Origin of the sequence: Bradyrhizobium sacchari (genome assembly GCF_002068095.1) — a bacterium.
In the GTDB taxonomy this organism is placed as follows: Bacteria; Pseudomonadota; Alphaproteobacteria; order Rhizobiales; family Xanthobacteraceae; genus Bradyrhizobium; species Bradyrhizobium sacchari.
In genome coordinates, this window is record NZ_LWIG01000012.1 from 1 (window position 1) to 21,982 (window position 21,982).

At 58.8% G+C, this 21,982-nt stretch carries 21 protein-coding genes; 2 read left to right on the forward strand and 19 right to left on the reverse strand.

Features of this window, described 5'->3' with window-relative positions; all coding sequences use genetic code 11:
* From gmd to A5906_RS15265, 19 genes are all read right to left on the reverse strand, one after another.
* Positions 1-893 (reverse strand): GDP-mannose 4,6-dehydratase (gene gmd / locus A5906_RS15170; RefSeq protein ID WP_080136159.1); only part of this gene is annotated, 893 nt, incomplete at its 3' end.
* A 1,108-nt stretch (positions 894-2,001) separates the two neighbouring features.
* A complete protein-coding gene (locus tag A5906_RS15180; protein WP_136615250.1) occupies positions 2,002-2,889 on the reverse strand; it encodes a glycosyltransferase family 2 protein in 888 nt (295 codons plus the stop codon).
* A gap of 121 nt (positions 2,890-3,010) precedes the next feature.
* Entirely contained in the window at positions 3,011-3,976 is a 966-nt protein-coding gene (locus A5906_RS15185; RefSeq protein ID WP_080136162.1) for an alpha-1,2-fucosyltransferase, read from the reverse strand.
* The gene (locus tag A5906_RS15190) at positions 3,942-4,874 is read right to left on the reverse strand and encodes an NAD-dependent epimerase/dehydratase family protein (RefSeq protein WP_080136163.1); all 933 of its coding nucleotides are present in this window, start codon (positions 4,872-4,874) and stop codon (positions 3,942-3,944) included. The genes A5906_RS15185 and A5906_RS15190 overlap by 35 nt, the downstream gene beginning before the upstream one ends.
* Positions 4,861-5,958 carry a CDP-glucose 4,6-dehydratase gene (gene rfbG, locus A5906_RS15195; RefSeq protein WP_080136165.1) on the reverse strand — a complete coding sequence of 366 codons (1,098 nt, stop codon included), beginning with the start codon at positions 5,956-5,958 and terminating at the stop codon, positions 4,861-4,863. Before rfbG ends, A5906_RS15190 begins: the two co-directional genes overlap by 14 nt.
* 69 nt (positions 5,959-6,027) lie before the next feature.
* Positions 6,028-7,398 carry a glycosyltransferase family 4 protein gene (locus tag A5906_RS15200; protein WP_080136167.1) on the reverse strand — a complete coding sequence of 457 codons (1,371 nt, stop codon included), beginning with the start codon at positions 7,396-7,398 and terminating at the stop codon, positions 6,028-6,030.
* A 2-nt stretch (positions 7,399-7,400) separates the two neighbouring features.
* Entirely contained in the window at positions 7,401-8,381 is a 981-nt protein-coding gene (locus A5906_RS15205) for a glycosyltransferase family 2 protein (protein WP_208759671.1), read from the reverse strand.
* Between the two features lie 28 nt (positions 8,382-8,409).
* Complete coding sequence (locus A5906_RS15210; protein WP_080136169.1) at positions 8,410-9,675, reverse strand: class I SAM-dependent methyltransferase; 1,266 nt, start codon at positions 9,673-9,675, stop codon at positions 8,410-8,412.
* A 5-nt stretch (positions 9,676-9,680) separates the two neighbouring features.
* Positions 9,681-10,454, reverse strand: coding sequence for a glucose-1-phosphate cytidylyltransferase (gene rfbF, locus A5906_RS15215; protein WP_080136171.1), 774 nt, complete (start codon positions 10,452-10,454; stop codon positions 9,681-9,683).
* Positions 10,455-10,466: 12 nt separating this feature from the next.
* Positions 10,467-11,402, reverse strand: a complete 936-nt coding sequence (locus A5906_RS15220) for a glycosyltransferase family 2 protein (protein WP_161495393.1) — start codon at positions 11,400-11,402, stop codon at positions 10,467-10,469.
* On the reverse strand, positions 11,399-12,313 hold the full coding sequence (locus A5906_RS15225; protein ID WP_080136175.1) for a glycosyltransferase family 2 protein: 915 nt from the start codon (positions 12,311-12,313) through the stop codon (positions 11,399-11,401). Before A5906_RS15225 ends, A5906_RS15220 begins: the two co-directional genes overlap by 4 nt.
* Before the next feature lie 17 nt (positions 12,314-12,330).
* Positions 12,331-13,095, reverse strand: a complete 765-nt coding sequence (locus tag A5906_RS15230; protein ID WP_080136540.1) for a cephalosporin hydroxylase family protein — start codon at positions 13,093-13,095, stop codon at positions 12,331-12,333.
* 21 nt (positions 13,096-13,116) lie between these two features.
* Positions 13,117-14,268, reverse strand: a complete 1,152-nt coding sequence (locus A5906_RS15235; protein WP_080136177.1) for a DegT/DnrJ/EryC1/StrS family aminotransferase — start codon at positions 14,266-14,268, stop codon at positions 13,117-13,119.
* Positions 14,269-14,287: 19 nt separating this feature from the next.
* A complete protein-coding gene (gene rfbC / locus A5906_RS15240) occupies positions 14,288-14,830 on the reverse strand; it encodes a dTDP-4-dehydrorhamnose 3,5-epimerase (RefSeq protein WP_080136179.1) in 543 nt (180 codons plus the stop codon).
* Positions 14,831-14,852: 22 nt separating this feature from the next.
* Positions 14,853-16,103: an ABC transporter ATP-binding protein gene (locus A5906_RS15245; protein WP_080136181.1), complete on the reverse strand. Its 1,251-nt coding sequence runs from the start codon at positions 16,101-16,103 to the stop codon at positions 14,853-14,855.
* A gap of 42 nt (positions 16,104-16,145) precedes the next feature.
* Positions 16,146-16,976: an ABC transporter permease gene (locus tag A5906_RS15250; protein WP_080136183.1), complete on the reverse strand. Its 831-nt coding sequence runs from the start codon at positions 16,974-16,976 to the stop codon at positions 16,146-16,148.
* Positions 16,973-17,953, reverse strand: coding sequence for a UDP-glucose 4-epimerase GalE (gene galE / locus A5906_RS15255; protein ID WP_080136185.1), 981 nt, complete (start codon positions 17,951-17,953; stop codon positions 16,973-16,975). Before galE ends, A5906_RS15250 begins: the two co-directional genes overlap by 4 nt.
* A gap of 117 nt (positions 17,954-18,070) precedes the next feature.
* Positions 18,071-18,586: a transcription termination/antitermination protein NusG gene (gene nusG / locus A5906_RS15260; protein ID WP_080136187.1), complete on the reverse strand. Its 516-nt coding sequence runs from the start codon at positions 18,584-18,586 to the stop codon at positions 18,071-18,073.
* Positions 18,583-19,233: a winged helix-turn-helix transcriptional regulator gene (locus A5906_RS15265; protein WP_136615251.1), complete on the reverse strand. Its 651-nt coding sequence runs from the start codon at positions 19,231-19,233 to the stop codon at positions 18,583-18,585. Before A5906_RS15265 ends, nusG begins: the two co-directional genes overlap by 4 nt.
* Before the next feature lie 467 nt (positions 19,234-19,700).
* On the opposite strand from A5906_RS15265, the gene A5906_RS15270 reads away from it, so the two are divergent.
* Positions 19,701-20,741, forward strand: coding sequence for an ATP-grasp domain-containing protein (locus A5906_RS15270; RefSeq protein WP_080136189.1), 1,041 nt, complete (start codon positions 19,701-19,703; stop codon positions 20,739-20,741).
* Positions 20,738-21,973 carry an NAD-dependent epimerase/dehydratase family protein gene (locus A5906_RS15275; protein WP_080136190.1) on the forward strand — a complete coding sequence of 412 codons (1,236 nt, stop codon included), beginning with the start codon at positions 20,738-20,740 and terminating at the stop codon, positions 21,971-21,973. The genes A5906_RS15270 and A5906_RS15275 overlap by 4 nt, the downstream gene beginning before the upstream one ends.
* Positions 21,974-21,982 lie beyond the last annotated feature (9 nt).

Consider the following 21,982-nt stretch of genomic DNA (forward strand, 5'->3'; position numbering starts at 1 on the left):
ATCTTCACCACCGTCTTGCCGCTTGCGGCATCGACGCCGGTCTCCTCGACGCCCTTGCCGCGCCATTCGACGCGGCGGCCGACTTGCGCGAACGAGAGCTCGACCATCTCGCGCACCGAGTGCATCTCGCCGGTGGCGAGCACGAAGTCGTCCGGCTTGTCGGCCTGCAGGATCTTGTGCATGCCCTCGACGTAATCCCGGGCATGGCCCCAGTCGCGCTTGGCCTCGAGATTGCCGAGATAGAGCGTATCCTCGAGCCCGACCTCGATGCGGGCGACGCCACGGGTGATCTTGCGGGTGACGAAGGTCTCGCCGCGGATCGGGCTCTCGTGGTTGAACAGGATGCCGTTGCTGGCGAACATGCCATAGGCTTCGCGGTAGTTCACCGTGATCCAGTAGCCGTAGAGTTTTGCGACGCCATAGGGCGAGCGCGGATAGAACGGCGTCGTTTCCTTCTGCGGGATCTCCTGCACGAGACCGTAGAGCTCGGAGGTCGAGGCCTGGTAGAACCGCGTCTCCTTCTCCATGCCGAGGATGCGGATCGCCTCCAGCAGGCGCAGCACGCCGACCGCGTCGGCATTGGCGGTGTATTCCGGGCTCTCGAAGCTGACCGCGACGTGGCTCTGGGCCGCGAGATTGTAGATCTCGGTGGGGCGGATCTGCTGCACCAGGCGGATCAGATTGGTCGAATCCGTCATGTCGCCATAGTGCATCAGGAACGGCACGTTGCCGACATGCGGGTCCTGATAGAGGTGGTCTACGCGCCCGGTGTTGAATGAGGACGAGCGTCGCTTGATGCCGTGCACGATGTAGCCGAGCGATAACAGATGTTCGGCAAGATAGGCACCGTCCTGGCCAGTCACGCCCGTAATCAGAGCGACCTGCTTGGTCATCGCTTTCTGTCTCTAGAACCCGCGGCGCAGGCGCAATGCCCACACGTGACGAAGATAGAACCTGTTCTCACAGTCCTTCTTGGGCACAGACTCGGGGGCAGGTCAACCCCGAGATCGAAGGAAACTTGAGATTAGATAGCGTGCTATGGCGGGCGGCCGAGCGCTGGCCGAAGCATTGATGCTGGTGGAAAAGCTCTACAGGTTCGCCGCTGTGCCATACTGTGCTGTCGCAAGAACGCCACGGTGACTTTCGCCTGCCGCGACCCAAGCCGTCTCCATCAGCAGATGCTCAATGAGGAGCCGGCTCTACATGGCTATAGTCAAAACGAGCCGATCCTAATTTAGCCGTGCTAGGATCGCGGATCGCTGCCTGAGACATGATCGTATCTTCGCTCAGGCCGGGCTTCGCGTCTTTCCGAGCCAAACCTTAACACGTTAACCTTGTAAGTGCTGGAGCTTTGCTTTTTCTAATTCGAGGCTCTTATATCGATGAGCGGCGTATTTCTGGCTAGATCCATCTGGATTTATTGGAAGGCTCCACCGACAATGCAGTGGCAAAACGTCCGACTTGACGAGGACATGCGATATGTTCCGAGTGTTTTTTCGGAGTCTGGCTCACGAGATGCCAGCGAACAATCATAGTTTTAGGGCCCGCTCGATTGATCGAGATGCCGAAACAGACCACCGACGTGTTGCATCGGTGATGAGGGTACTAGAAGTAGCGATCAGGGAAGCAGAGGACGAACAGTCAGGCCTCAAGCACCGCGTCGATGATGCGTTAGCACGTGCAGCTGTCACTTTGGGAAACGGTAGCGACGAGTACATCGAACGCGAGCCTCTCGATGATCGTCATCAAAGTCTTTTTTCGTCCCAGATATCGAATGGCGAGCGGCGCCTCTTTGAGCTGAATGGGATAATTTCGCACCTTCAATTCTTAAAAACGGCTGCTCAAAATCGCTTTCCGTTATTCGTATCTCAATCCAGATAGAAGAGCGCAGACCAAAGCAAACGTTTTAGCGAATCCAGGTCCGCTTCTATAAGATCCTCGCCCGAGCTCCAAATGACCAAGCAGCGTCCGCCTGGGCTTGGTTATCAGCAAATTGCTTACTCATTCCGAGCATTGCGGAGCTCGCGCCTGAGGCAGCTTCTCCTGTAGGCTCCTCCACCGCACCGAGGTCAAATCACAAACAGGCTTTAATCGGCTCTTCTGCATCGGCGCATTAATTCCGACTCCGACAGTAGCGATGTCGATCACTCCTTTAACGACTTGCCCGGCCACTCCCTGTAATGCAGGCCAAATTTCGCCACCTTCAAGTCCGTAGCGCCAGAAGCTCCTAGCGAGAGAAGCCCGACCGGGCAAGATTTTACGCAGATCTAGTCTGTCCTGGCGGTACCCCAAAAGTACTCTATCTAATCCGGCGAACTTGCTCGTATGCAACGTTCGCAGCAGTAGCTCGTGATCCTCGGCGTACGCAGGTCTCGGATCGTACGGATTTCGACGAAACCACGACGCACGCCCGCACCACGTGGGATGAGGGAGAGGAAATCCGGAAAATCGTCGCGCAACGATATCCTGATGCGTCAATCCAATCGGCATCTCTCCAATAAGCGCACCTTCGCTCGAGAACACAACCGCCCCGCAGCCTACAAGGTCAAGACTTGGATCGAGCTGCAGTCGCTCGATTTGCAGTGCTAGTCGTTCCGGGAAGCAGACATCGTCTGCATCCATGCGGGCAATGAACTCGCCTCTGCTGAAGGTGATCGCCTGGTTAAGACGCGTCGCCAATCCCGCAGAAGACGGCTCCCGAACAAGCCGAATTCGCTTATCATTGAACTGTTCGACAATCGCGCTACTCCCGTCCGTTGAGCCGTCATCAATGAGGATCAACTCCCAATCCTGAAGCACTTGGAGTTGAACTGATTGTACAGCCTCCGCCACCGTCAATGCGCTATTGCGCATCGACATGACGATCGAAACGAGCGGGAGAATAGTCACGGTTCAGTCCCATAAGATGCCAGTGCTCGTCGAGAAGATCGATTCGCTTGATCTATATGGAGAAGCAGAAAGCGGCATCTAAATTTCTTCCCTTGCTGATCGCATGACCAGCTGCCTCCCGTCAGACCAATCGCCATCCCGCAGGGTAAAGATCGCGAGTATCTCGCTTGTTCAGCTCATTCGGGGCAAACCATGCCCGGGGTGCAAGGACCACCTTGTCAGGCGCGCGGTTAAGCCAGGCCCCCCACCAGCTGAACGAGCTGTTGGCAATCACGTGGTGCCGGCATCGAGCCATCAATGCCATATCTTCCCAGGGACGGTCGGGATCGCCACAAACATGAACGAGCCGGGATCGCGGCACAAAAGCCAGCACTCGCTCTGCCGCCATGGGATCGTCGGAGAAGATGAACAATTCCGCCTCCCGACCGATTGTGCACTCTAGGCGGGCAAGTGCGTCGCGGTAATAGGGCACGCCGAGAATGCCGTGGAATTCAGCCGTGCCGGGGTTGAGGTAGTCGCCGCGGCGAACGTGAACTGAGACAGGCAGCGGACTACGCTCAATGAGCGCGAGCATGCCGGCAGCTGCCTCGCCGAACGGCTCGCGCGGCGAAAACCATTCGCGCAAGCTTTCGGCGATCGAACTGAAGTAACGCTCGCTCTGAAAATAGCCGAACAGCGAAGTGTGCGGGCCGAGCGAATCGAACGCGGAATCAAAGTGGAAATGTGGTTCGCGATAGCTATCGGCCGGAGCCGCAAGTTTCGGCAGCCCGGCCAGCCCGAGCACTCGATCGATCCGCTGCCTCCACAACGAGCGTACGAAATGATTGGGCGGCTTCTCGGCGCTTCCGGCCGAGCCACCTTGGTTAGCTGCCTCCGGCACACACAGGCGATCCAATAGGAAAGAACGCAGCGCGTCATTCTTGAATCCATTCAGATCGAGCACAAGTCCTACACTGTGGCGTTCCGCGAGCGCCTTGCCGGCTGCGTATTGGAACATCTGATTGCCGAGCCCGCCGATCAGAGACACCGTAATCACGTGTCGTTCAATCCTTTCACTGAGAGCGACAAAGCGCGGCGACAGCAGCATCGACGCCTTTATCGAGACCTATGGAAGGTTGCCAGCCAAGTTCCGAACGGAGCAGGCTGGGCGAGCCAACCAGCCAAGGCTCGTCGTCCTTACGCATGTCAATGGCTCCAAAGCCGAGCAGCGACGGATCAGCGTGCATCGCCGTTGCGACACGTTCGGCGAACTCCCGTACCGAATGGGCGCGCCCCGTAGCGACGTTCCAAGTGGCGATACCACCCCTCTCGTCGCAATGCGTATCGGCACGCAACATCGCCTCAATGACGTCGTCAATGTAGACGAAATCGAGGACCTGCGTCCCGGCCGAGATGGCCACGCGTTCACGCTTGGTCAGGCCGTTGACGAGTGCTGGCAGAAGCCGATGGGACGCCTCGCCCGCACCATAGACCTTGAAAAGACGCAACAGGCGAAAGCGGGTGCCGATGCTATGGGCAACTGCACTCGCCATTAGACCCCCTGCAGCTTTTGAGGAGCCGTAGAGCTTGCCCTGCTCGAGCGGCGACGCCTCGGTAAGCAGGTCCCGGCCAGACGGGCTTCGGTACTCCGAGAAAGTCCCGGCCATTATCATCCGCGCGCCCCATTCGGCGCACAGCCGCGCCAGAGCGGCCGGGAACTCCACATTTATTGCAATCATCTCATCGATGTTGCGGTGGTTCGGCCGGACACCATAAGCCGCCAAATGAAAGACCGTATCGAAGGGCGCCTGAAGCAGCCGCCGCAAACCAGGGTCACTGAAATCGTCACACGCAACGACACTCAGACGATTGCTCCACTCCGGCGGAAGTGAGCTCGACGACCTCGCCAGAGCCGTGACGCGGCGCCCTTCCGACAACAGACGGGTGACGAGATGAACGCCAATGAAGCCCGAAGCTCCCGTGACGAGAACGTTAGCGCCCGGCATGGCTCCTCAATGCGTTGCGATAGTGCTCAATCTGGCGAACCGTGATTTGCATTCCGTCCGAGGGGTTGGCCGTGAAATCGCGATACCAGCTTGCGGTCAGGTCGATGGTATCCTCGAAAGATAAGGGGGGCGCCCAACCTAAACGGCTTCGCGCCTTGGTACTGTCGAGATGCAGGAAGCGTGTCTCAGGAAAACTGCCAGGCGCGTAAATGATCTCTGGCCTTGCCCAGACAGTGCTGAGCTGTTCGACCAGATTTCCGACAGTCCGAGCGGCCTCGTCGCTGGGGCCGAAGTTCCAATTGTCCGCAACCGAGTTGTCTCCACTCAACAGACGGGCAGCCAGCACCAGATAGCCATGAACCAGCGCCATCACATGCTGCCACGGTCGCACCGCGCTCGGGTTGCGCAGAGAGATCGGCTGGCCCGCTGTCACGGCGCGGACGAAGTCTGGCACGATGCGGTCGGCGGACCAGTCACCACCGCCTATGATATTGCCGCCGCGGGCGTTCGCGATCAGTACGCTATTGCCCCGCTCCGCGAGCGTTGCGCGGTAGGAGGCGGCAATCAGTTCGGCGCACGCCTTGGATGCGCTGTAAGGATCCTTGCCGCCGAGCGGATCCTGTTCGCGATAGCCCCAGACCCAGTCCTGGTCGCGATAGACCTTGTCCGTGGTGATGCAGACCACGGCCTTCACATCGGGCGTCAGCCGCGCCGCCTCGAGCACATGTGCGGTGCCGAGCGCGTTGGTCGCAAAGGTTTCGATGGGATTGGCAAAGGACTTCGAAACCAACGGCTGCGCGGCGAGGTGGATAATCACCTGTGGCCGATGGCGCGCCATCGCGTCCCGGACGGTGGCGAAATCGCGGATGTCGCCGATGGTAGAGGCGATATCATTTGCGACATGGCCGGCAACAAACAGGCTTGGGTGGGTTGCAGGTGCAAGCGCAAGGCCTGCGACATCAGAGCCAATGCGTTTGAGCCAGCTGACCAGCCAACCGCCCGTGAAGCCGGTGTGTCCAGTCACGAAGGCGCGCGCGCCCCTCAAGGGCAATTCGAAGTCGAGCAAATCGGAGGCGGGTGTCATTGACCGAAACATCTCAACAAATGAGGCCGGGCGCCGGCCGTATTCTTTCGGAAGCGGATAGACTTTTCATCAGCCGCCCACGCCTCGCGCCGGTTCAGACTGCATCGGCAACATCACTGTCTCTCCACGCAAGATGCGCTCATAGGATTGGGCTATCTTTAACCAGGTGAAGCGCTCCTGCCAGGCGCGGCGACCGGCCTCACCCAACCTACGCAGATGATCGGGAGAGCGGATGCCGCTCTCGATCTCGCGCGCCAAGACGTCGGGCGAGACCTTGATATAGCCGCGATCATCGACCTCCGCAGGGCAGAGCCACCCGCCCCCGGTCCAGCGCACGATCTCCGCGGCATTGCCGGCGGGTACGGTCAGGAACGGCGTCCCTGCCGCCGCGGATTCGAACAGGACCAGCGGCGAGTACTCTACCTTGGAGGCAAACACGAATAGATCGGCTTCAAAGAAGGCATCGACCACTTTCTCACGCGGCAGATCCAACCGAAGCACGGTCTTCTGGGCCGGCGCCAAAGCGGTCGTTGCCGCGCCCACCTGCATGGTCGCGGCGCTAGGCAGCTCCGCGACTTTGCTTCGCGGAGACGGCGGCTTGGGGAACAGGCGCTCGATTACGCCGTTCACGCCTGCATCGCGAAACAAACGAATACCCTTCTGCATCGAATTCAGGCTGCCAAAGCGCTGCAGCAAGGCACGGATTCGATCGGCCCCAAATCGCGTGGCCAGCCAGTCTCCGTTCAGGATCAAGGTTGCACCTTGACCGCCGGTGTCGACTTTTGCAAATGCCTCGGCAACGCTCTCGTGGCCCTTTGCGCCCACTGGCGCGCCGACCGTCAGGAGGACCAGATCGGTCTCGGGTATGCCGAGCTCCCTGCGAAGCTGCCCGTCCTTTCTACTCTCGCGTCCGAACTCGGTTTCGCTCGCGCCGTTGGGAACAATCGAGAAATGTGTGATGCCGTTGGCCCGGGCGAAATCTATGTCGCGGTAGCGCTCAGCATAGAAAACGAGATGGTCGAACTGCTTTAGTATGTCCGGGAGCTGCTGAAAATAGTCCTGGTAGGACGGCTCGTAGAAGCTCGAAAAGCCGCACGGAACGAAAATCTTGCGCGCCTTGATCTGGTCAAGCACGTCCCAAAGCGCATCGAAGCTCCATTGTTGCGCCGCCTTGATCAGGATAGCGTCGCCGTCGAAATCGGTGAGGAATTTTCGGTAACGTTCGACCTCTCCGCGGATGCCCGTCACGAGATTGCCGCTGACGTCGAAACCGACGATCTTGACACCGTTGTGAGGTTCGGATTTCCGGTCGGGATGGGTCCGTGCTGCGACAGTGACATCATGGCCTGCCGCGACCATCCGCTCGGCAAGCTGCCGTATGACCTCCTGTACGCCACCGCGGTGAGGCCAATAACTTTCGCAGCAGAAGAGCAGCTTCATCGTCAGCTCCCTTCGCGTGCGGCTGGAATGAGTCGACGCAGTTTTCCTCGGACGGCTCGCGCGGCTCGCCATGCCAGCCCAAGAGCCGGTTGGCGCTTAAGCATGACGCGATGACGGATTTGGAGCTGGGCATTGGCCACGCGTTTTGCAAGCTCGGGTCCGGCTTGATCGTCCCCGATCCTGCGACCAGCTTCGGCGAGGACGGCACACATGTCCGCGAGGTTAGGCTCCGCCGAAACCCGCCCCTCTACGCCGTGGAAGAGTGCGGCAATATCCACATGGACCTGTTGTGGCGCCGTCGCGCCGGTCGCGTGGGCCAGATTCTCCGAGGAGATCGTGACGAGCTTCTCCAGAAACGGCCGAGCGCTGACACGCGACATGCTGGACGGAACTTCGCGGTAGATGGTCAATCGTTCGGCGAGGTTGGTCACCCGATAGTGGCGCGAAATGCGCGACCAAAGCTCATAGTCTTCCGGCGGCTGTCGGGCAGGATCGGTCGTATAGGCTCCGACCCGGTCGAGCGCCGCTTTCCGTATCATGACCGAGGAGTGCACGAAGGGATTGTTGAAGAGCAGATCGAAGCGCAAGAGCCGATCGTCGGTCGGATGGTCGTGGAAGCGTCCGCTCGGCGTGTCGCCAACCCAGATCTCGGCGCGCGTGCCGACGAGGGCATGATCGGGGTGCGTATCGAGAAACTGGACCTGCTTGGCAATGCGGCTCGGATCGGCAAGATCGTCATGATCCTGCCTCGCAATGTAGCGCCCGCGCGCTAGCGAGATGCCGCGGTTGAGCGCGCCCGCAAGCCCCGCATCCGCCTGGTGGAAAACACGAACTCGTGGATCAGCGATGCTGTCGAGGTACGCACGCGTCTGGTCTGTCGAGCCGTTGTTGATCGCGATCAGCTCGAAATTGGTGAATGACTGGTTCAGGATCGTCCCAAGCGCCAGCGGCAGGTCGCGGCCGCCGTTCTTCACCGACAGCACGACGCTAACCGTCGGCGAGCCACCTTGCTTAGTCACGCTTTGCATTGCCATGATGGTCCAGAATTACGGGCTCGGGCACGGGAATGATGAATTGCCCCTTCCATTGGGGAAGTTGGTTCAGCTGCGCCACGATCTCCTCGCGCAGGTTCCAGGGCAGGATGAGGACATAGTCGGGGCGCCGTTTTTCGATCTCCTCGGGGGCAAGAACCGGTATTCGCGTCCCCGGCAGCAGAAGGCCCTGCTTGTGCACGTTGCGATCGACAGTGAAGGCAATAAAGTCACGACCAATTCCGCAATAGTTTAGCAGAGTGTTGCCCTTCGCAGGAGCGCCATAGGCGGCGACCGATTTCCCCTCCTCGATCAGCCCGATCAGAACGCGCAGCAACGACCGCTTCAGTTGGCCAACGCGATGCCCGAAGGCCTCATAGGTTGCAAGCCGGTCGAGGCCAGCCTCGACCTCCTCTTGCCTGAGCTGCCTGACTGCGCCCGCAACCGGCGTACCGTCTGCGTGGGCGACATAAAGTCGGAGCGACCCGCCATGGGTCGAGAGGCGCTCGAGGTCGATCACCCCCAATCCGTGGCGAGCAAACAGCGGTTCAAGCGCCAACAGCGACAAATAAGAGTAGTGCTCGTGATAGATCGTGTCGAACTCGACACTGCGGATCATTTCGAGGACATGCGGAAACTCGAACACCGCAACGCCCTGCTCAGCGAGCAATAGCTTGAAGCCCGCGACAAAGTCGTTGATGTCGGGCACATGAGCGAGCACGTTGTTGGCAATGATCAAATCCGCGGTGCCACCCTGCTCGCGAAGCCGCGTCGCCACCTTTGACCCGAAGAACGCGACCTCGGTCGGAACCCGCCGCAACTCCCACGCCGCTTTCGCACAGTTGGCGGCCGGATCGACACCGAGGCATGGAATGCCGCGTTGGACGAAATATTGCAGCAGATAGCCGTCATTGCTGCCAACCTCGACGACCCGTGAGCCGCCGCCGAGAGCAAGGCGGGAGACGGCTTTCTCGACGAAGCTGCTCGCATGCGCAAGCCAGCTATCCGAGAACGACGAGAAATAGACATAGTCGGCGTGGAAATGCGTTTCTGGCGTCTCGAAGTCCTCAAGCTGCACGAGCCAGCAGCAATTGCAGACAAAGCTCTTGAGCGGATAGAAGCGCTCGCTGAACGAGGCGTGGTCGGCACGAACAAACGCGTTCGAGATCGGCGTCATGCCAAGATCCACCAGCACAGCGGTTAGTGGCGCACCACAGGACCGGCACATCGGAGAGTGAGCGGCCATCGAGGCTAGCTCCACTGCCGCCAGGGCGCGCGGCGTGCTTGCCAGAGCTCCTCAAGCATCATTTTGTCACGCAACGTGTCCATAGGCTGCCAGAAGCCGTAGTGCCGGTAGGCACACAGCTGCTCATCGCGAGCCAAGGCCTCAAGGGGCGCCGACTCCCAGGACGTCTTGTCGCCCTCGATCCTTTCGATCACTGCAGGGTTGAGCACAAAGAAACCTCCGTTGATGTAGGCATTGTCGCCCGGGGGCTTCTCGACAAACGACTTCACCGCCGAGCCGTCGATCTCCAAGGCACCGTAGCGCCCCGGCGGCCGCACCGCCGTCACTGTCGCCTGCCGGCCATGGCTGTGGTGAAACTCGATAGTTGCAGCGATATCGAGGTCCGACAGTCCATCACCATAGGTGAAGCAGAACGGTTCCCGCGGATCGAGATAGTCGCGCACGCGCTTGAGGCGGCCGCCGGTGAGCGTCGTCTCTCCGGTGTCCACAAGCGTAATCCGCCAGGGCTCGACGCTGCTCTGATGATAGCTGACGCTGTTCTTCGTGGCATCGATGGTGACATCGGAATGATGCAGCACGAAGTTCATGAAGTATTCTTTGATCATGTACCCTTTGTAACCGAGGCAGATCACGAAATCCGTGATCCCGTGATGCGCGTAGAGCTTCATGATGTGCCAGAGGATCGGCCTTCCGCCAATTTCGATCATGGGCTTCGGCCGCACCAATGTCTCTTCCGAAATTCGGGTGCCCATGCCGCCTGCGAGAATGACTGCTTTCATCTAAATGACTCCTTACCCGATGGCCCGTGATCCCAGGACATAAGCCCGAATTCGCGCAAGTACCCGGATGACGCGGCGGCGAAAGGCCCAATGCTCATAATCAAACGCCGCCCTGCCCGACTTCCAATAGTCATATGCCGACCTCAGTGCCAGCACGCCCGCCGTGAACAGCCGATAGCCACTGCCCGCTGCAGCCAAGCGATAGCCCTCGAAATAAGTTTCGCGCTCCTGTCGCGGATAGATTTGCGAACGCGGATTCGTTATCGATCCCACGGTTTCGCCTACGACGCGCTTTCGAAGGACCACTCGATCGTCGATGACCAGATTGAAGCGACACAAATGGCCATAGACCAAATTCATATCGCTGCCCCACGTGGATGGACGCCCGCGAAATTTATCGAGTGTCTTCGAGAGAGACTGGCGACGAAAAATGGAGTAGATCAGATTGGCCTTGCCCATGATTTCCGGCTCCCAAAGGAAGCGAGCCAAGTCTCCGGATTTCAGCCAAGTCGATTCGAAACGCTTGAAGCTTGGATAAGTCCGCACGATTTCATCGCGCTCGTCTATATTGACGACCTGACAGAACCATGCGGATGCACGTGGATTGGCCTGCAACGCCGCAACGCCTCTTTCGAGGAAGTCGGCCGGCCATAAGTCGTCGTCGGACGCCCACAAGAAGAGCGGCGCCCGCGCCTGGTCGTAGACGAACCAGAAATTTCCTTCTGCCCCTTGGTTAAGAGGCTGCCGCACGTATCGAAGTCGAGCGTCTTCACTAGCATAAAGCTCGCACAACCGCCTGACCTCGGGATTTGGCGAGGCGTTGTCCGAGATGATCAACTCAAAATCTCCAAACGTTTGATGCCGGAAACCGTCAAGTACACGCTGGAGCAACTCGGGACGATTGTAAGTCGGAAGACCTATCGAAATCTGCGGCAAGACCGCGTTCATGGAGCGCCCCTTCGCCGTGGCTTCCAACGCAGTACGAAATACAGTTCGTGGCATCTTATGCGAAATGCGACCAGCCGGCGCAAGGCTTGCGCCTGTATTCTGTCAGGAATCACATCGTCAATGGTGGCCGACACCTCGCTGATGACCCCCGAATGGTATTTGTGAAGCGGCCGAAACGAACGAAAGTAGTCTCCCCATTTCGCAGGGACCGGATATCGGCCGCCGATCTGCTCCCACCTCGCCTGCTCACACACCGACTTCGCCGCGATCTTGTACATGCCGACCGTCGGCAAAACCCTTATATTACCCTGCGCAGCAAGCAATATAAGAAGTGGAATCTCGTTAAATGTGGGCCCAATCCAATCAAGCACCGACCGCCCACCATATTTTAGAAATTTCGCCCGATAGACGCCATAGAAGAGCTTGTCGAAATTATTCCTGATGAGGTGTTGGACGCGTTCGTACGCGGAAGCCGAGGAGAAGTCGTAGAATGCCTCCCCTTCCGCGAAGAACTCAAAAAGACCGTCCGTAACCTCGTACTGACCTTCCATCTGACACAGCGCCAGCGACGGATCGCGCTCCAACTCGTTCACACACCTCGCTATGAAGAACGGCTCCCAGCGGTCGTCGTCCGCGGCCCAAAGAAAGAATTCCCCTGCTACTTCGTCTATCAGTGAACGAAAATTTGCTAGCGGGCCCAGGTTTGTCTCGTGGCGGTGATAGCTTACGCGTGGATCAGAGCGCATGCGATCCTGAACGACCTCGGCAACCCTCGGATCCTCCGATGCGTTGTCGGAGACGAGGATTTGCAAATTTCCGTGGGACTGACAGCAAATGAGGTCCAACGCGCGAGCCAGCTTCTCCGGTCGGTTGTAGGTAGGAATCCCGACGGTGACGAGAGAATTGCTCATCGCTCGCTGTGCCGCCACTAGTACATTCGCTTCAGATAGCCGTCGGGACCGACGGTAATCAGGAGCCTGTGTTGAATGCTCTTGTCGACTTCGAATTCCGGATGGCGCCTGAGGAATTCCCAAGTTGCGGTCTTTGCGTTGTTTCCCTTTCCCCAGGGGCGATCTCGGAACGCGTCGGCCGGCATGTCCTCGATCGCGGTGTCAAATACGATGCAGTAGCTGTCGACGGTTGTAAGCGGCGCATAGGCGTCCAGCTCCGCGAGAACATGATCGTGCGTGTGATTGCTGTCGAGCAAGACCAACACGCTGCGCTTGCCGGCGGCCTTCAGCTTTACTTCGGAAATGACCTCCGCTGCGACGCTCGATCCCTCAATCATCACGATGCGGCGCGCCATGGGATGCGCCTCGATGGCCGCTCGGTTATGGGCGCGAATGTCGATGTCGATACCCACTACCTGCGCATCCTGCGGGCCTCCCGACATCGCGTTCAGCTCCAGCATGGAGGAGGAGAAGATCAACGATCCGCCGTGCGCGATGCCGGTTTCGATAATGAGGTCGGGTTTGACCGACCAGATGATTTCCTGAACAGCGAGAATGTCCTGCGGGAATTGAATAATGGGTCGTCCCATCCACGAGAAATGGTAGGTGTACTTATGCTTGAGGGTCTCGACCATCCACTGACGGGAAAGAGACTGGACATCTACGTCGCGTCCCATTTCCTCGATTTCCTGCGCGACCTCGGTCTGGAAATCTCGATGAGCGCGCGGGCTATCCTCAGCCATCATAACCATCCTTAAGTTGAATTAGTATTGACCCAGAGCCCGGCTCCGGGACTGCTCGTCAAAGACCCGACGAATGGTTTCGATGACTCTGTCCTGCTCATCATCTGTGATGTCGTGATAGCTGGGCAGGTTCATGGAGCGAAGAGGAATGTCCCACGCGTTCCGATTGGTCGGGGCGTCATCGAACATCGGCAAGCCTGACAACGGGTGAAAAAACACGCGCGCGTCGATGTTCTGGGCAGCAAAGGCGCGGCTCAATTGGTCGCGTGTGACCCCGGTCTCCTCATCAAACACGGCAGTTGGCATCCAAGCCCCGTTTACTACGTTGGTAGGTTCAGGATTCATTCGGACACCCAAAAGATTCCGTAGACGCTCGCGATAGTACTGGAAGATCTGCCGCTTGCGACGAACCAACTCATCGACCCGTTCCATCTGTGCGCAACCAAGGGCAGCCTGGATATTTGACATCTTGTATTTGAAGCCGACGGCATCGGGCCAGAACTGCTTCGTCTGCCCGCGTGAGCGACCGTGATTTGAGAGCGTCAGCACTCTGTCGTAAAGAGTAGGATCATTGGTTACGAACATCCCGCCTTCGCCAGTCGTCACCGTCTTGGTGCCATGAAACGAGAAGGCTCCGAACTGTCCCATGCTGCCGGCGCGTTTGCCGTCATATTCGGAACCGATCGCTTCGGCCGCATCTTCAATCACGGGAATGCCGTGCGCCTCGCCGATTCTCAGCAGCCGTTCCATCTCGCACATATTGCCGTAGAGATGAACCGCCAGAATGGCCTTGGTGCGGGGCGTGATTGCCGCCTCTACGAGATCCGGATCGAGACACCAGCTGTCGTGTCGAATATCCACGAAGATTGGCCGGGCGCCGAGATGGACGATCGGAGCCGCGGATGCGATCCAGTTCGTGTCGGCCATGACGACTTCATCGCCCGGGCCAACTCCCAACGCTGCCATTCCCATGTGCAGTGCACCGGTGCAGCTCGACGTCGCGATCGCGTAAGCCGTGCCGAGGTAATCCTTGAACGCTGCCTCGAAGCGATTGATGTAATCATAGCAATTCTCGCCCCACCCATTTGCAGCCGCGTCGGCAGCGTAGCGGGTTTCGAGCTCGGTTATGGACGGTTTGGTATAGAGAATGCGCGATGGCTTAGATGCGACCATGTTAGCTCGCTCCCACTTATCACAATCGGATGCCGGCAAACGAGGGAGGCAGCGCTCTGTCGCGCTCGGAAATGATGATATTCGCCACCGGCCAATCGATCGCGAGAATCGGATCATCGAAGCGAAAACCTGCGCCGGCGTCGGGCACGTAAGCCGGCGTGATTTCATAGTCGACCTCGGTATTGTCTTCCAGGCTTTGAAAACCGTGTGCAAAGCCCTTAGGAATGTAGAGCATCAGCCGGTTGTCAGCAGTCAGCTCCTCACCGTGCCATTGGCCATAGGTCGGTGAGCTATCGCGGAGATCGACGATGACGTCGAAAATCGCTCCGCGGGCGCAACGCACGATCTTGGTCTCGAGATGTGGAGGGGCCTGGAAGTGTAACCCGCGAAGCGTTCCGGCACGCGCGTTGAACGATATCGAACGCTGCACCAGATCGGCCTCGAGACCACGCGCTCGAAACGTATCGGCACAAAAACGCCGCGCAAATGCCCCACGCTCGTCCGTCATCAACTGGGGGGTAATGCGAAAGGCGCCAGCAAGCCCGAGGGGATGAAAAATCATTGGAACAGCTCTCTCGGACGAATCAGCCATCGGTCAGCGCAACGTTCCAGTCAATCGTCGGCCTGACGACGCCCGGAATATCGAACCCGACGCCGAGACCTTGCTTCTCAGACACACGGAATCGCAGGACTTCCTGGGTGTAGAAGTGGATCAGCATCGGATTTAAGGACGTCAGGGCGATTGAAATCACGTAAAAACCGGTATTGAGAAATGAAGCCGGAATCCACATCGTAGACTTGTAAACTCCCGGGACCAGTTCTTCTTCTTGCTGGGGAGAGCTAACAAATGCGCACTGATCTTGCATGAAGACGTGGAAATTCGGCAGCAGACCGTAACCTGGCTTCAACACCTCGAATGTCATTTCCAGACCGATCTTCTCGCCTCGATCGAAATCCTCGCGCTCCTTCAGATCGGCGTCAAGGATACGCGCGCCGCAAAGGCGCGCGATGTCGTCGCCAGGCCTGGAGTCCCAGGCGAAATCGAGCGAGGCGCGAGCTCTTCTGTTTTCACTGGAGAAATAAATATCAGCGATCGCACGCGGCCTATCGATCGCCTGAATGGCACCTTTCTCGAGCAGTACACATTCGGAACAGAAATTGATTACGGTGTTCATGTGATGACTGACGAAAACGACTGTACGTCCGTCGCTCGTTACTTCTTTCATTTTCGCCAGACATTTTCGCTGAAACTCCGCGTCCCCGACGGCGAGAACCTCGTCGATTATCAGAATTTCGGGATCGAGGTGCGCGGCAATCGCGAAAGCCAACCGCATATGCATACCGCTCGAAAAGCGTTTGACCGGGGTATCAATAAAAGCTTCGACACCGGAAAAATCGACTATCTCATCGAACTTTCGGGCTATCTCGCCGCGGCTCATGCCAAGAATTGCGCCGTTGAGAAACACGTTTTCCCGGCCGCTCAGTTCAGGATGAAATCCGGTTCCGACCTCCAGCAGCGCGCCAGCGCGGCCGTTTAATTTCAATTCTCCAGTGGTCGGCGCGGTGATCTGCGCCATGATCTTGAGCAGTGTGCTCTTACCGGATCCATTGCGTCCGATGATTCCGACCACCTTGCCCTGCTCGATGGTCAGGCTGACGTCCTTGAGCGCCCAGAAGGGCTCAACATCGACCGCCGAGTAGTCCTCATCAAGCGATCTTCCAACCAGCCTGCTTCCCCATTGGGAGATAGTCTGAGACAGCAACCGCGTACGAGTGTGATGGACACCGCGGAAATATTCTTTGCCGACACCACGCACTTCGATTGCCGCAGTCATCCTAACTCCTCGTTGAAGCGAATTTTTGAGTGATTTCGCCGGTCAGATCCGATCGACAATGGTGCCTTCCATGTTCCGGAACATGCGCGCGCCCCCCCAGAAGAGAATCACAATTGTCATGATAAATACCCCGATCCCGGCCAGGGACGGAGCATTTGTCCCAAGCACCGCCCACCGCATCGAATCGACCATCACCGCTACCGGGCTGAGTTCGTACAGCCACCGGATCTTCTCCGGCACCAGGGAGGCCGGATAGACGATCGGGCTGAGGTACATCGCAATCTGAAGCACGAAGGGCATCACGATTCCGATGTCGCGGTAGACGGCGTTTAGCGGGGCGAGCCAGAGCACGATGCCGTAGCCGAACAGGGCGACCGCGAGGATAATGAGCGGGGCAAAAATCACCGTCCAGCTCAGATGAGCCCCAAAAAGGGCTGTCAAAAGCACCAGCGCGAAAATCGCGATCAGGCAATCCACTCCTGCCGCAATCGGCGAAACCAGGGGAATGATCATCCGCGGAAACGACACCTTAGTGATCAACGCGCTGCTCGTGACGAGGCTGCTGCCCCCCTCACTCACGACGCGGGTGAAGTATTGCCAGACGGCGATGCCGGCAAAGGCGAACAGCGGGTACGAGCCGTCCTGATCGGGAATGCGGATAAAAAATACGAACACTGTGGTGAAGATTGCGGTCGTGACTAAAGGCTGCAGCAGCACCCAGAGCAAACCTACGGTGGTCTGTCGATAGCGAACGGAGATTTCGCGACGCGCCAGCACCAGCACCAGCTCGCGATGCGCCCAGATACCCGCGACGTCCTCGGCGAACGATCGTTCGCTGTGCGGCTTAATGATCTTGACTGTCACAGAGGTCATTGCAGCTTCAACTTTCTTTCCCAGGCGAGCGCATGGGCGACAATGGTGTCGAGATCGTCATAGGCGGGCGTCCACGACAACAGCTGGCGCAGTCGTGTGCTGTCGGCGACGACGGCGGCTGGATCGCCGGCGCGCCGCGGCCTTGGCTCTGCCACGAAATCGCCGGCTGAAACCCGCCTCACCGCCGCGATAATTTCGTGCACCGAAGAGCCGTGGCCGTAACCGCAATTGAGAGTCGCGCTCGCGCCCCCACCGCGCAGATGGTCGAGCGCCTTGATATGAGCGCTAACCAGATCGCAGACATGAATGTAATCACGGACGCAGGTGCCGTCAGGCGTCGGATAATCGGTGCCGTAAATTTCCATGCCATCGCGCAGCCCAAGTGCAGCCTGCACGGCCACCTTGATCAGATGCGTGGCGGCCCGCGTCGATTGTCCCGTCCGCAGCTTAGGGTCGGCGCCGGCAACATTGAAATAGCGCAGCACCACGTAGGACAGACCGCTCGCCGAAGCCGCATCGCGCAGCATCATTTCCGTCATCAGCTTCGAGGTGCCGTAGGGCGACATCGGCCGTGGCGCCACGTCCTCGCTGACCAGTTCGGTGGCCGGATTGCCGTAGACTGCGGCGGTGGAAGAAAACACGAAATGTCTGACGCCGCCGGCGATCGCCGCATCAAGCAGCGCCAGGGAATTGACAGTGTTGTTTTTGTAATAGGCAACCGGTTTTGCCACGGATTCAGGCACCACGGTCGATGCGGCGAAATGCATGATCGCATCGATGCCATGTTCGGCGATCAGCCGCGACACGAGGTCCGCATCCCCGACATCCCCAACGGTGAGTCTTGCCTGCTCGGCCACGGCCTCGGGGAAACCTGACGACAGATTGTCCAGCACGATCACGCGCCGCCCCTGTTCGATCAGTCCGTATACGACGTGGCTACCGATGTAGCCTGCGCCCCCCGTTACCAGAATTGTCATCCGCCCAAGTTTCCATGCTACCGCACTCCGGGTGAAACGCTCTCCACCCGGAGGCTCCCGAGAGGGAGCGAAGACGAACGCGGCGCCTCCTAGAGCGCGCCGCGTGATATGCCGCGCTCAGGCGGCGGCAACCAGATCCACATTGAGATAAACGCGGACCTTGCGACCGAGCAGATCGAGCAGAATGGCGACCCGGTCATGGTCCCCAATTCCATCGAACAACCCGGCACTATCTATGAAGGCGCCTGCAAGCACGCGCACCTTGTCGCCAGGCGCGAAACCAGGAATCCTTTCCATTCTGATGAAGCCGCGATCGTCCTCACGCGCCTTCAGCGCTCCCACGACGCCGCTTGGCACTACCGCGGGCTCCTCGCCATTGCAGACGAGATGCGAGACGCCCTGGGTCGACTGGATCGACCGCCAGCGCTGCATCGCCCTGTCGATGGCCACGAACATATAGCGCGGAAACAGCGGCTTTGCGACGAGGTCGATCTTGCGCGCGTGGCAGCGGCGCGTCAGATAGCGCGGCAGATAGATTCCATAGCCCTGGCGCAATAGGTTCTGCGCGGCCTTGGCCTCGCCGTTGACCTGGGTCTGCACAACATGCCAGGACGTGTCGACGGCGTCGCTCATGGTGCGCTCTCCGTGGCCTCGCCCGACTCGCGCAAGCCGAGAAGACCTGCCGCGAGCACACGCTCCGCGCCATAAACCGCAACGGCCGCGTCATAGGATGCAGCGGCATGCGTGACATCGGTCACGATCACAGCGTCGAACGCATCCTTCACCTCGTCATAGGACCGGAAGACATTGACGCCGACAAAGCACGCCAGCTCGCACGCAGGATCGACGAGCGCCACGATCACAACGCCCGCCTCGACCGCGCAGAGGATCGCAACCTCCGCCAGATCCGATTGGCCCGCCAGCACGACCCGCGAAAAGCCCTTGGCTTTCGCCTGACCGAGCACGCGCGCGCAATCGTTCTTGGCTAGGCGGAAGAAGGAAAATGAATCGGACAGATATTGAACCGTGAGGCGGGATTTCTCGGCAAACCCCTGCGGCGTCAGGTAGTAGGCGTAGCGGCGGGCGGGCGCATCTCCCACCTTGACCAGCCCCTTCTTGATGCAGCGCTTGAGATAGGCGTTGACCAACCCGAGCGCGATGCCTAGCTCGGCGGCGATACGGCGCTGCGAGCGCGCACCATCGTTTTCCACAGAACTCAACAGGCCAAGGACGATCTTCTCGTTCTCATGCCTTGTATTTAGCAAACGGTCCACTTCCATACGCCTCCAGCGTCAGCGACCACATACGCCGTTCATTTCGTGAACGTCAAGCCTCTTGTTCACGATTTGAACGATTTCAAGATATTGTTCCTATTGGATATTTTAGGACTTCTTATTAAAATCCTGTCGGAAAGCCTCTCGAACTCGACTTGGCCCTGGGGCGGCTGCGGCTTATGGGGTCAGGTGATAATTGAGGCTGGTTCGGTTCATACGGTTGACGGCAGCTGACCAAGCCGCCCCCCCCCGCGGTCAGGTGTACTGCCAAATCTGAGCGTTGCCGAAAAATGTCTGAGGGAAGCACCCTCGAGTTTGAGATGACAATTGAGCCGCATTTTCAGCAATTCCTGGATTCGCGCGATCGCCCCCCCCCCATTGCTCGAATGCCGCTTGTAAGACCATTCGCGCACGTGACATATACGCCTCTCGTGCGAGTCAAAAATTTTCGATGGCCGCGGGAGCCAAGATGAATGACCACTGACACTCCGCGCCCGCGGATCTTGATCGCCGGGATAGCTGGCGCCTCCCTGGGAACTGAAATTGCCAAATGTCTGCGCCACGTAGGCGGATACGAGATCATCGGATGCGATATCTCGCCTTACGCGTACGGCCACTACGACTCCAACTTTGAAAGCACATTCCTCGTCGATCGTGGACGGTACATCGTCGACCTGCTCGCACTCTGCCGAGACGAGCGCATCAATTGCGTTATACCCGGCGGCGACGAACCTGCAGTTCTGATCAGCCGCGCTGCGGATCAGTTCTCCGAGATCGGCGTGCGCATTGGTCACAACAATCCGGATTTGGTCGAGCGCCTTTCGCACAAGGGAAGATGCTTCGAGATCCTCTCGGCGATAGGCATTGCGACGCCGGTGACGATGACCATCTCCAATCCTGCCGATCTTCATCGCGTTCCGCTGCCCTGTATCATCAAGCCGGCAACCGGAAGCGGCGGAAGCAGCTTTGTCTTTTTTGCAAGAACCTACGCCGAGGCGGAACTCTATTGCACCTATCTCCGCAACAACAAGCGGATCCCTGTAGCGCAGGAATACATCCCGCATGAGCGCGGCGAGTTCACGGTTGGCGTCATCTCTAGACCTGACGGCAGCTGCGCCGGCGCAATTGCTTTGAGGCGGAGCTTCAACAGCAAGCTTTCGGTGGCCATGCAGGGCGATGACTTCGTGATCTCGAGCGGCTACAGCCAGGGTCAGATCGGGGAATACCCCGAAATCTGCGCCATCGCCCGTGAAATTGCGCAGCGACTGGAAAGCACCGGGCCGCTGAACATTCAAGGACGCTTGGCTGCCGACGGCAGATTCGTCCCCTTCGAAATCAACGCCCGGTTTTCAGCCAGTACGTTCCTTCGAACACTGGCTGGCTTCAATGAAGTCGACTTCTATACACGCCTGTCGCTGGGACAGCTTCCCCGCACTGAACTTGGCATAACGCCTGGCTGGTATTTTCGGACGCTGAGCGAGGTCGCCATTCTGCCGCAGGAACTTAAGCAATGATCCGCTGGATCATTCCCGGACTGCTTGGCACGGCGCCGGACAGCGACTACGTCGCGGAAGGCAGCATCAAAGTCGATGCTCGAACACTCGTCGACAGGCACGGAAATTCACCGGCGGCGTTGTGCGACAAGATCGACGAGGGTGTTTCCGCTCTCGAGACGGGACGGCGCGTCATCATCGTTTGCGACTTCGGAGTTTCGCGCAGCAATACCATTGCGGCCGGCATCCTCGCCAAGTCGCGCGGTATGGCAATCGATGCCGCCGTAGCCGAAATCGTAAAGGCCACCGGGGAATCCTCGATCAAGCTCGACATGATCGAAGACTTGCGCGCAGCGCTCAATTCGTTCCCCGTCGAGCAAAAGGTCGATCACGTCCTGATCACCGGCGGCACGGGCTTCCTGGGCGCCAACCTTGCTCTGCGCCTTTCGTCATCTCACAAGGTTTTCACACCAACTCGCGCCCAGCTCGATTTGGCCGGGCCCACCTCGCGGCTCGACCAGTACTGTCGCGAAAACGGCATCTCCACGATTGTCCACTTCGCCTACCCTCGAATCTACACCAACAATTCAGCCCTGGGCGAAGGCCTGACCATTCTCCGCAATGTTCTCGACGTCTGCAAGGTCCGCGGCATTCGCCTGGTCCAGCCCTCGGGCTCCGTGGTGTTCTCCGGCTATCGTAGCCCATTGATGGTCGCGGATATCGCAACGGCGGCGCGGCCAAAGGGAGTCTACGGGCAAACGAAATTTCTCGAGGAAATGCTGGTTCGCAATGCAGTCGAGAACGAGGGTGTTTCCGCCACGATCGTCAGGATCTCGCCGGTCTACGGCCGCGAGAGCGCGAGACCGCGGCTGATTTGGTTTGCGCGACAGTACGTCGGGGAGAACAAGCCCGTTGTTACCCATGTCTATCGCAACGCCCGTCCGCGGCTTCAGCTCCTGCATTCGGATGATGCCATAGCCGGAATCATGGAAGTTATCCGCTCGGGCCGCGCCCCAATATATCATCTGGGCGGACAGGCTTCTTACGAAACCAGGGAAATCGTCAGCCGAATTGGTCGTATCCTCGGCAAAGAGGCGCTTGTTGAGGAGACCCAAATAGGCGAAGACGTCGCCAATATCTTCCTGGACTCCAGCGGCTCGCAGGAGCTTCTGGGCTGGAAACCGGTGGTAGACCTTGACACAGGCTTGGCGCGCACCCTGTTGGGGCAGGAGGATGGCGCGGCTGCGCCTTGAGGAGATCGA

Coding starts and splice junctions, on each gene's coding strand:
- A5906_RS15185 (WP_080136162.1), bottom strand. CDS start 3,976: ATGCTGCTGTCGCCGCGCTTTGTCGCTCTCAGTGAAAGGATTGAACGA.
- A5906_RS15190 (WP_080136163.1), bottom strand. CDS start 4,874: ATGCCGGGCGCTAACGTTCTCGTCACGGGAGCTTCGGGCTTCATTGGC.
- rfbG (WP_080136165.1), bottom strand. CDS start 5,958: ATGACACCCGCCTCCGATTTGCTCGACTTCGAATTGCCCTTGAGGGGC.
- A5906_RS15200 (WP_080136167.1), bottom strand. CDS start 7,398: ATGAAGCTGCTCTTCTGCTGCGAAAGTTATTGGCCTCACCGCGGTGGC.
- A5906_RS15210 (WP_080136169.1), bottom strand. CDS start 9,675: ATGGCCGCTCACTCTCCGATGTGCCGGTCCTGTGGTGCGCCACTAACC.
- rfbF (WP_080136171.1), bottom strand. CDS start 10,454: ATGAAAGCAGTCATTCTCGCAGGCGGCATGGGCACCCGAATTTCGGAA.
- A5906_RS15220 (WP_161495393.1), bottom strand. CDS start 11,402: ATGAACGCGGTCTTGCCGCAGATTTCGATAGGTCTTCCGACTTACAAT.
- A5906_RS15225 (WP_080136175.1), bottom strand. CDS start 12,313: ATGAGCAATTCTCTCGTCACCGTCGGGATTCCTACCTACAACCGACCG.
- A5906_RS15230 (WP_080136540.1), bottom strand. CDS start 13,095: ATGGCTGAGGATAGCCCGCGCGCTCATCGAGATTTCCAGACCGAGGTC.
- A5906_RS15235 (WP_080136177.1), bottom strand. CDS start 14,268: ATGGTCGCATCTAAGCCATCGCGCATTCTCTATACCAAACCGTCCATA.
- rfbC (WP_080136179.1), bottom strand. CDS start 14,830: ATGATTTTTCATCCCCTCGGGCTTGCTGGCGCCTTTCGCATTACCCCC.
- A5906_RS15245 (WP_080136181.1), bottom strand. CDS start 16,103: ATGACTGCGGCAATCGAAGTGCGTGGTGTCGGCAAAGAATATTTCCGC.
- A5906_RS15250 (WP_080136183.1), bottom strand. CDS start 16,976: ATGACCTCTGTGACAGTCAAGATCATTAAGCCGCACAGCGAACGATCG.
- galE (WP_080136185.1), bottom strand. CDS start 17,953: ATGACAATTCTGGTAACGGGGGGCGCAGGCTACATCGGTAGCCACGTC.
- nusG (WP_080136187.1), bottom strand. CDS start 18,586: ATGAGCGACGCCGTCGACACGTCCTGGCATGTTGTGCAGACCCAGGTC.
- A5906_RS15265 (WP_136615251.1), bottom strand. CDS start 19,233: ATGGAAGTGGACCGTTTGCTAAATACAAGGCATGAGAACGAGAAGATC.
- A5906_RS15270 (WP_080136189.1), top strand. CDS start 19,701: ATGACCACTGACACTCCGCGCCCGCGGATCTTGATCGCCGGGATAGCT.
- A5906_RS15275 (WP_080136190.1), top strand. CDS start 20,738: ATGATCCGCTGGATCATTCCCGGACTGCTTGGCACGGCGCCGGACAGC.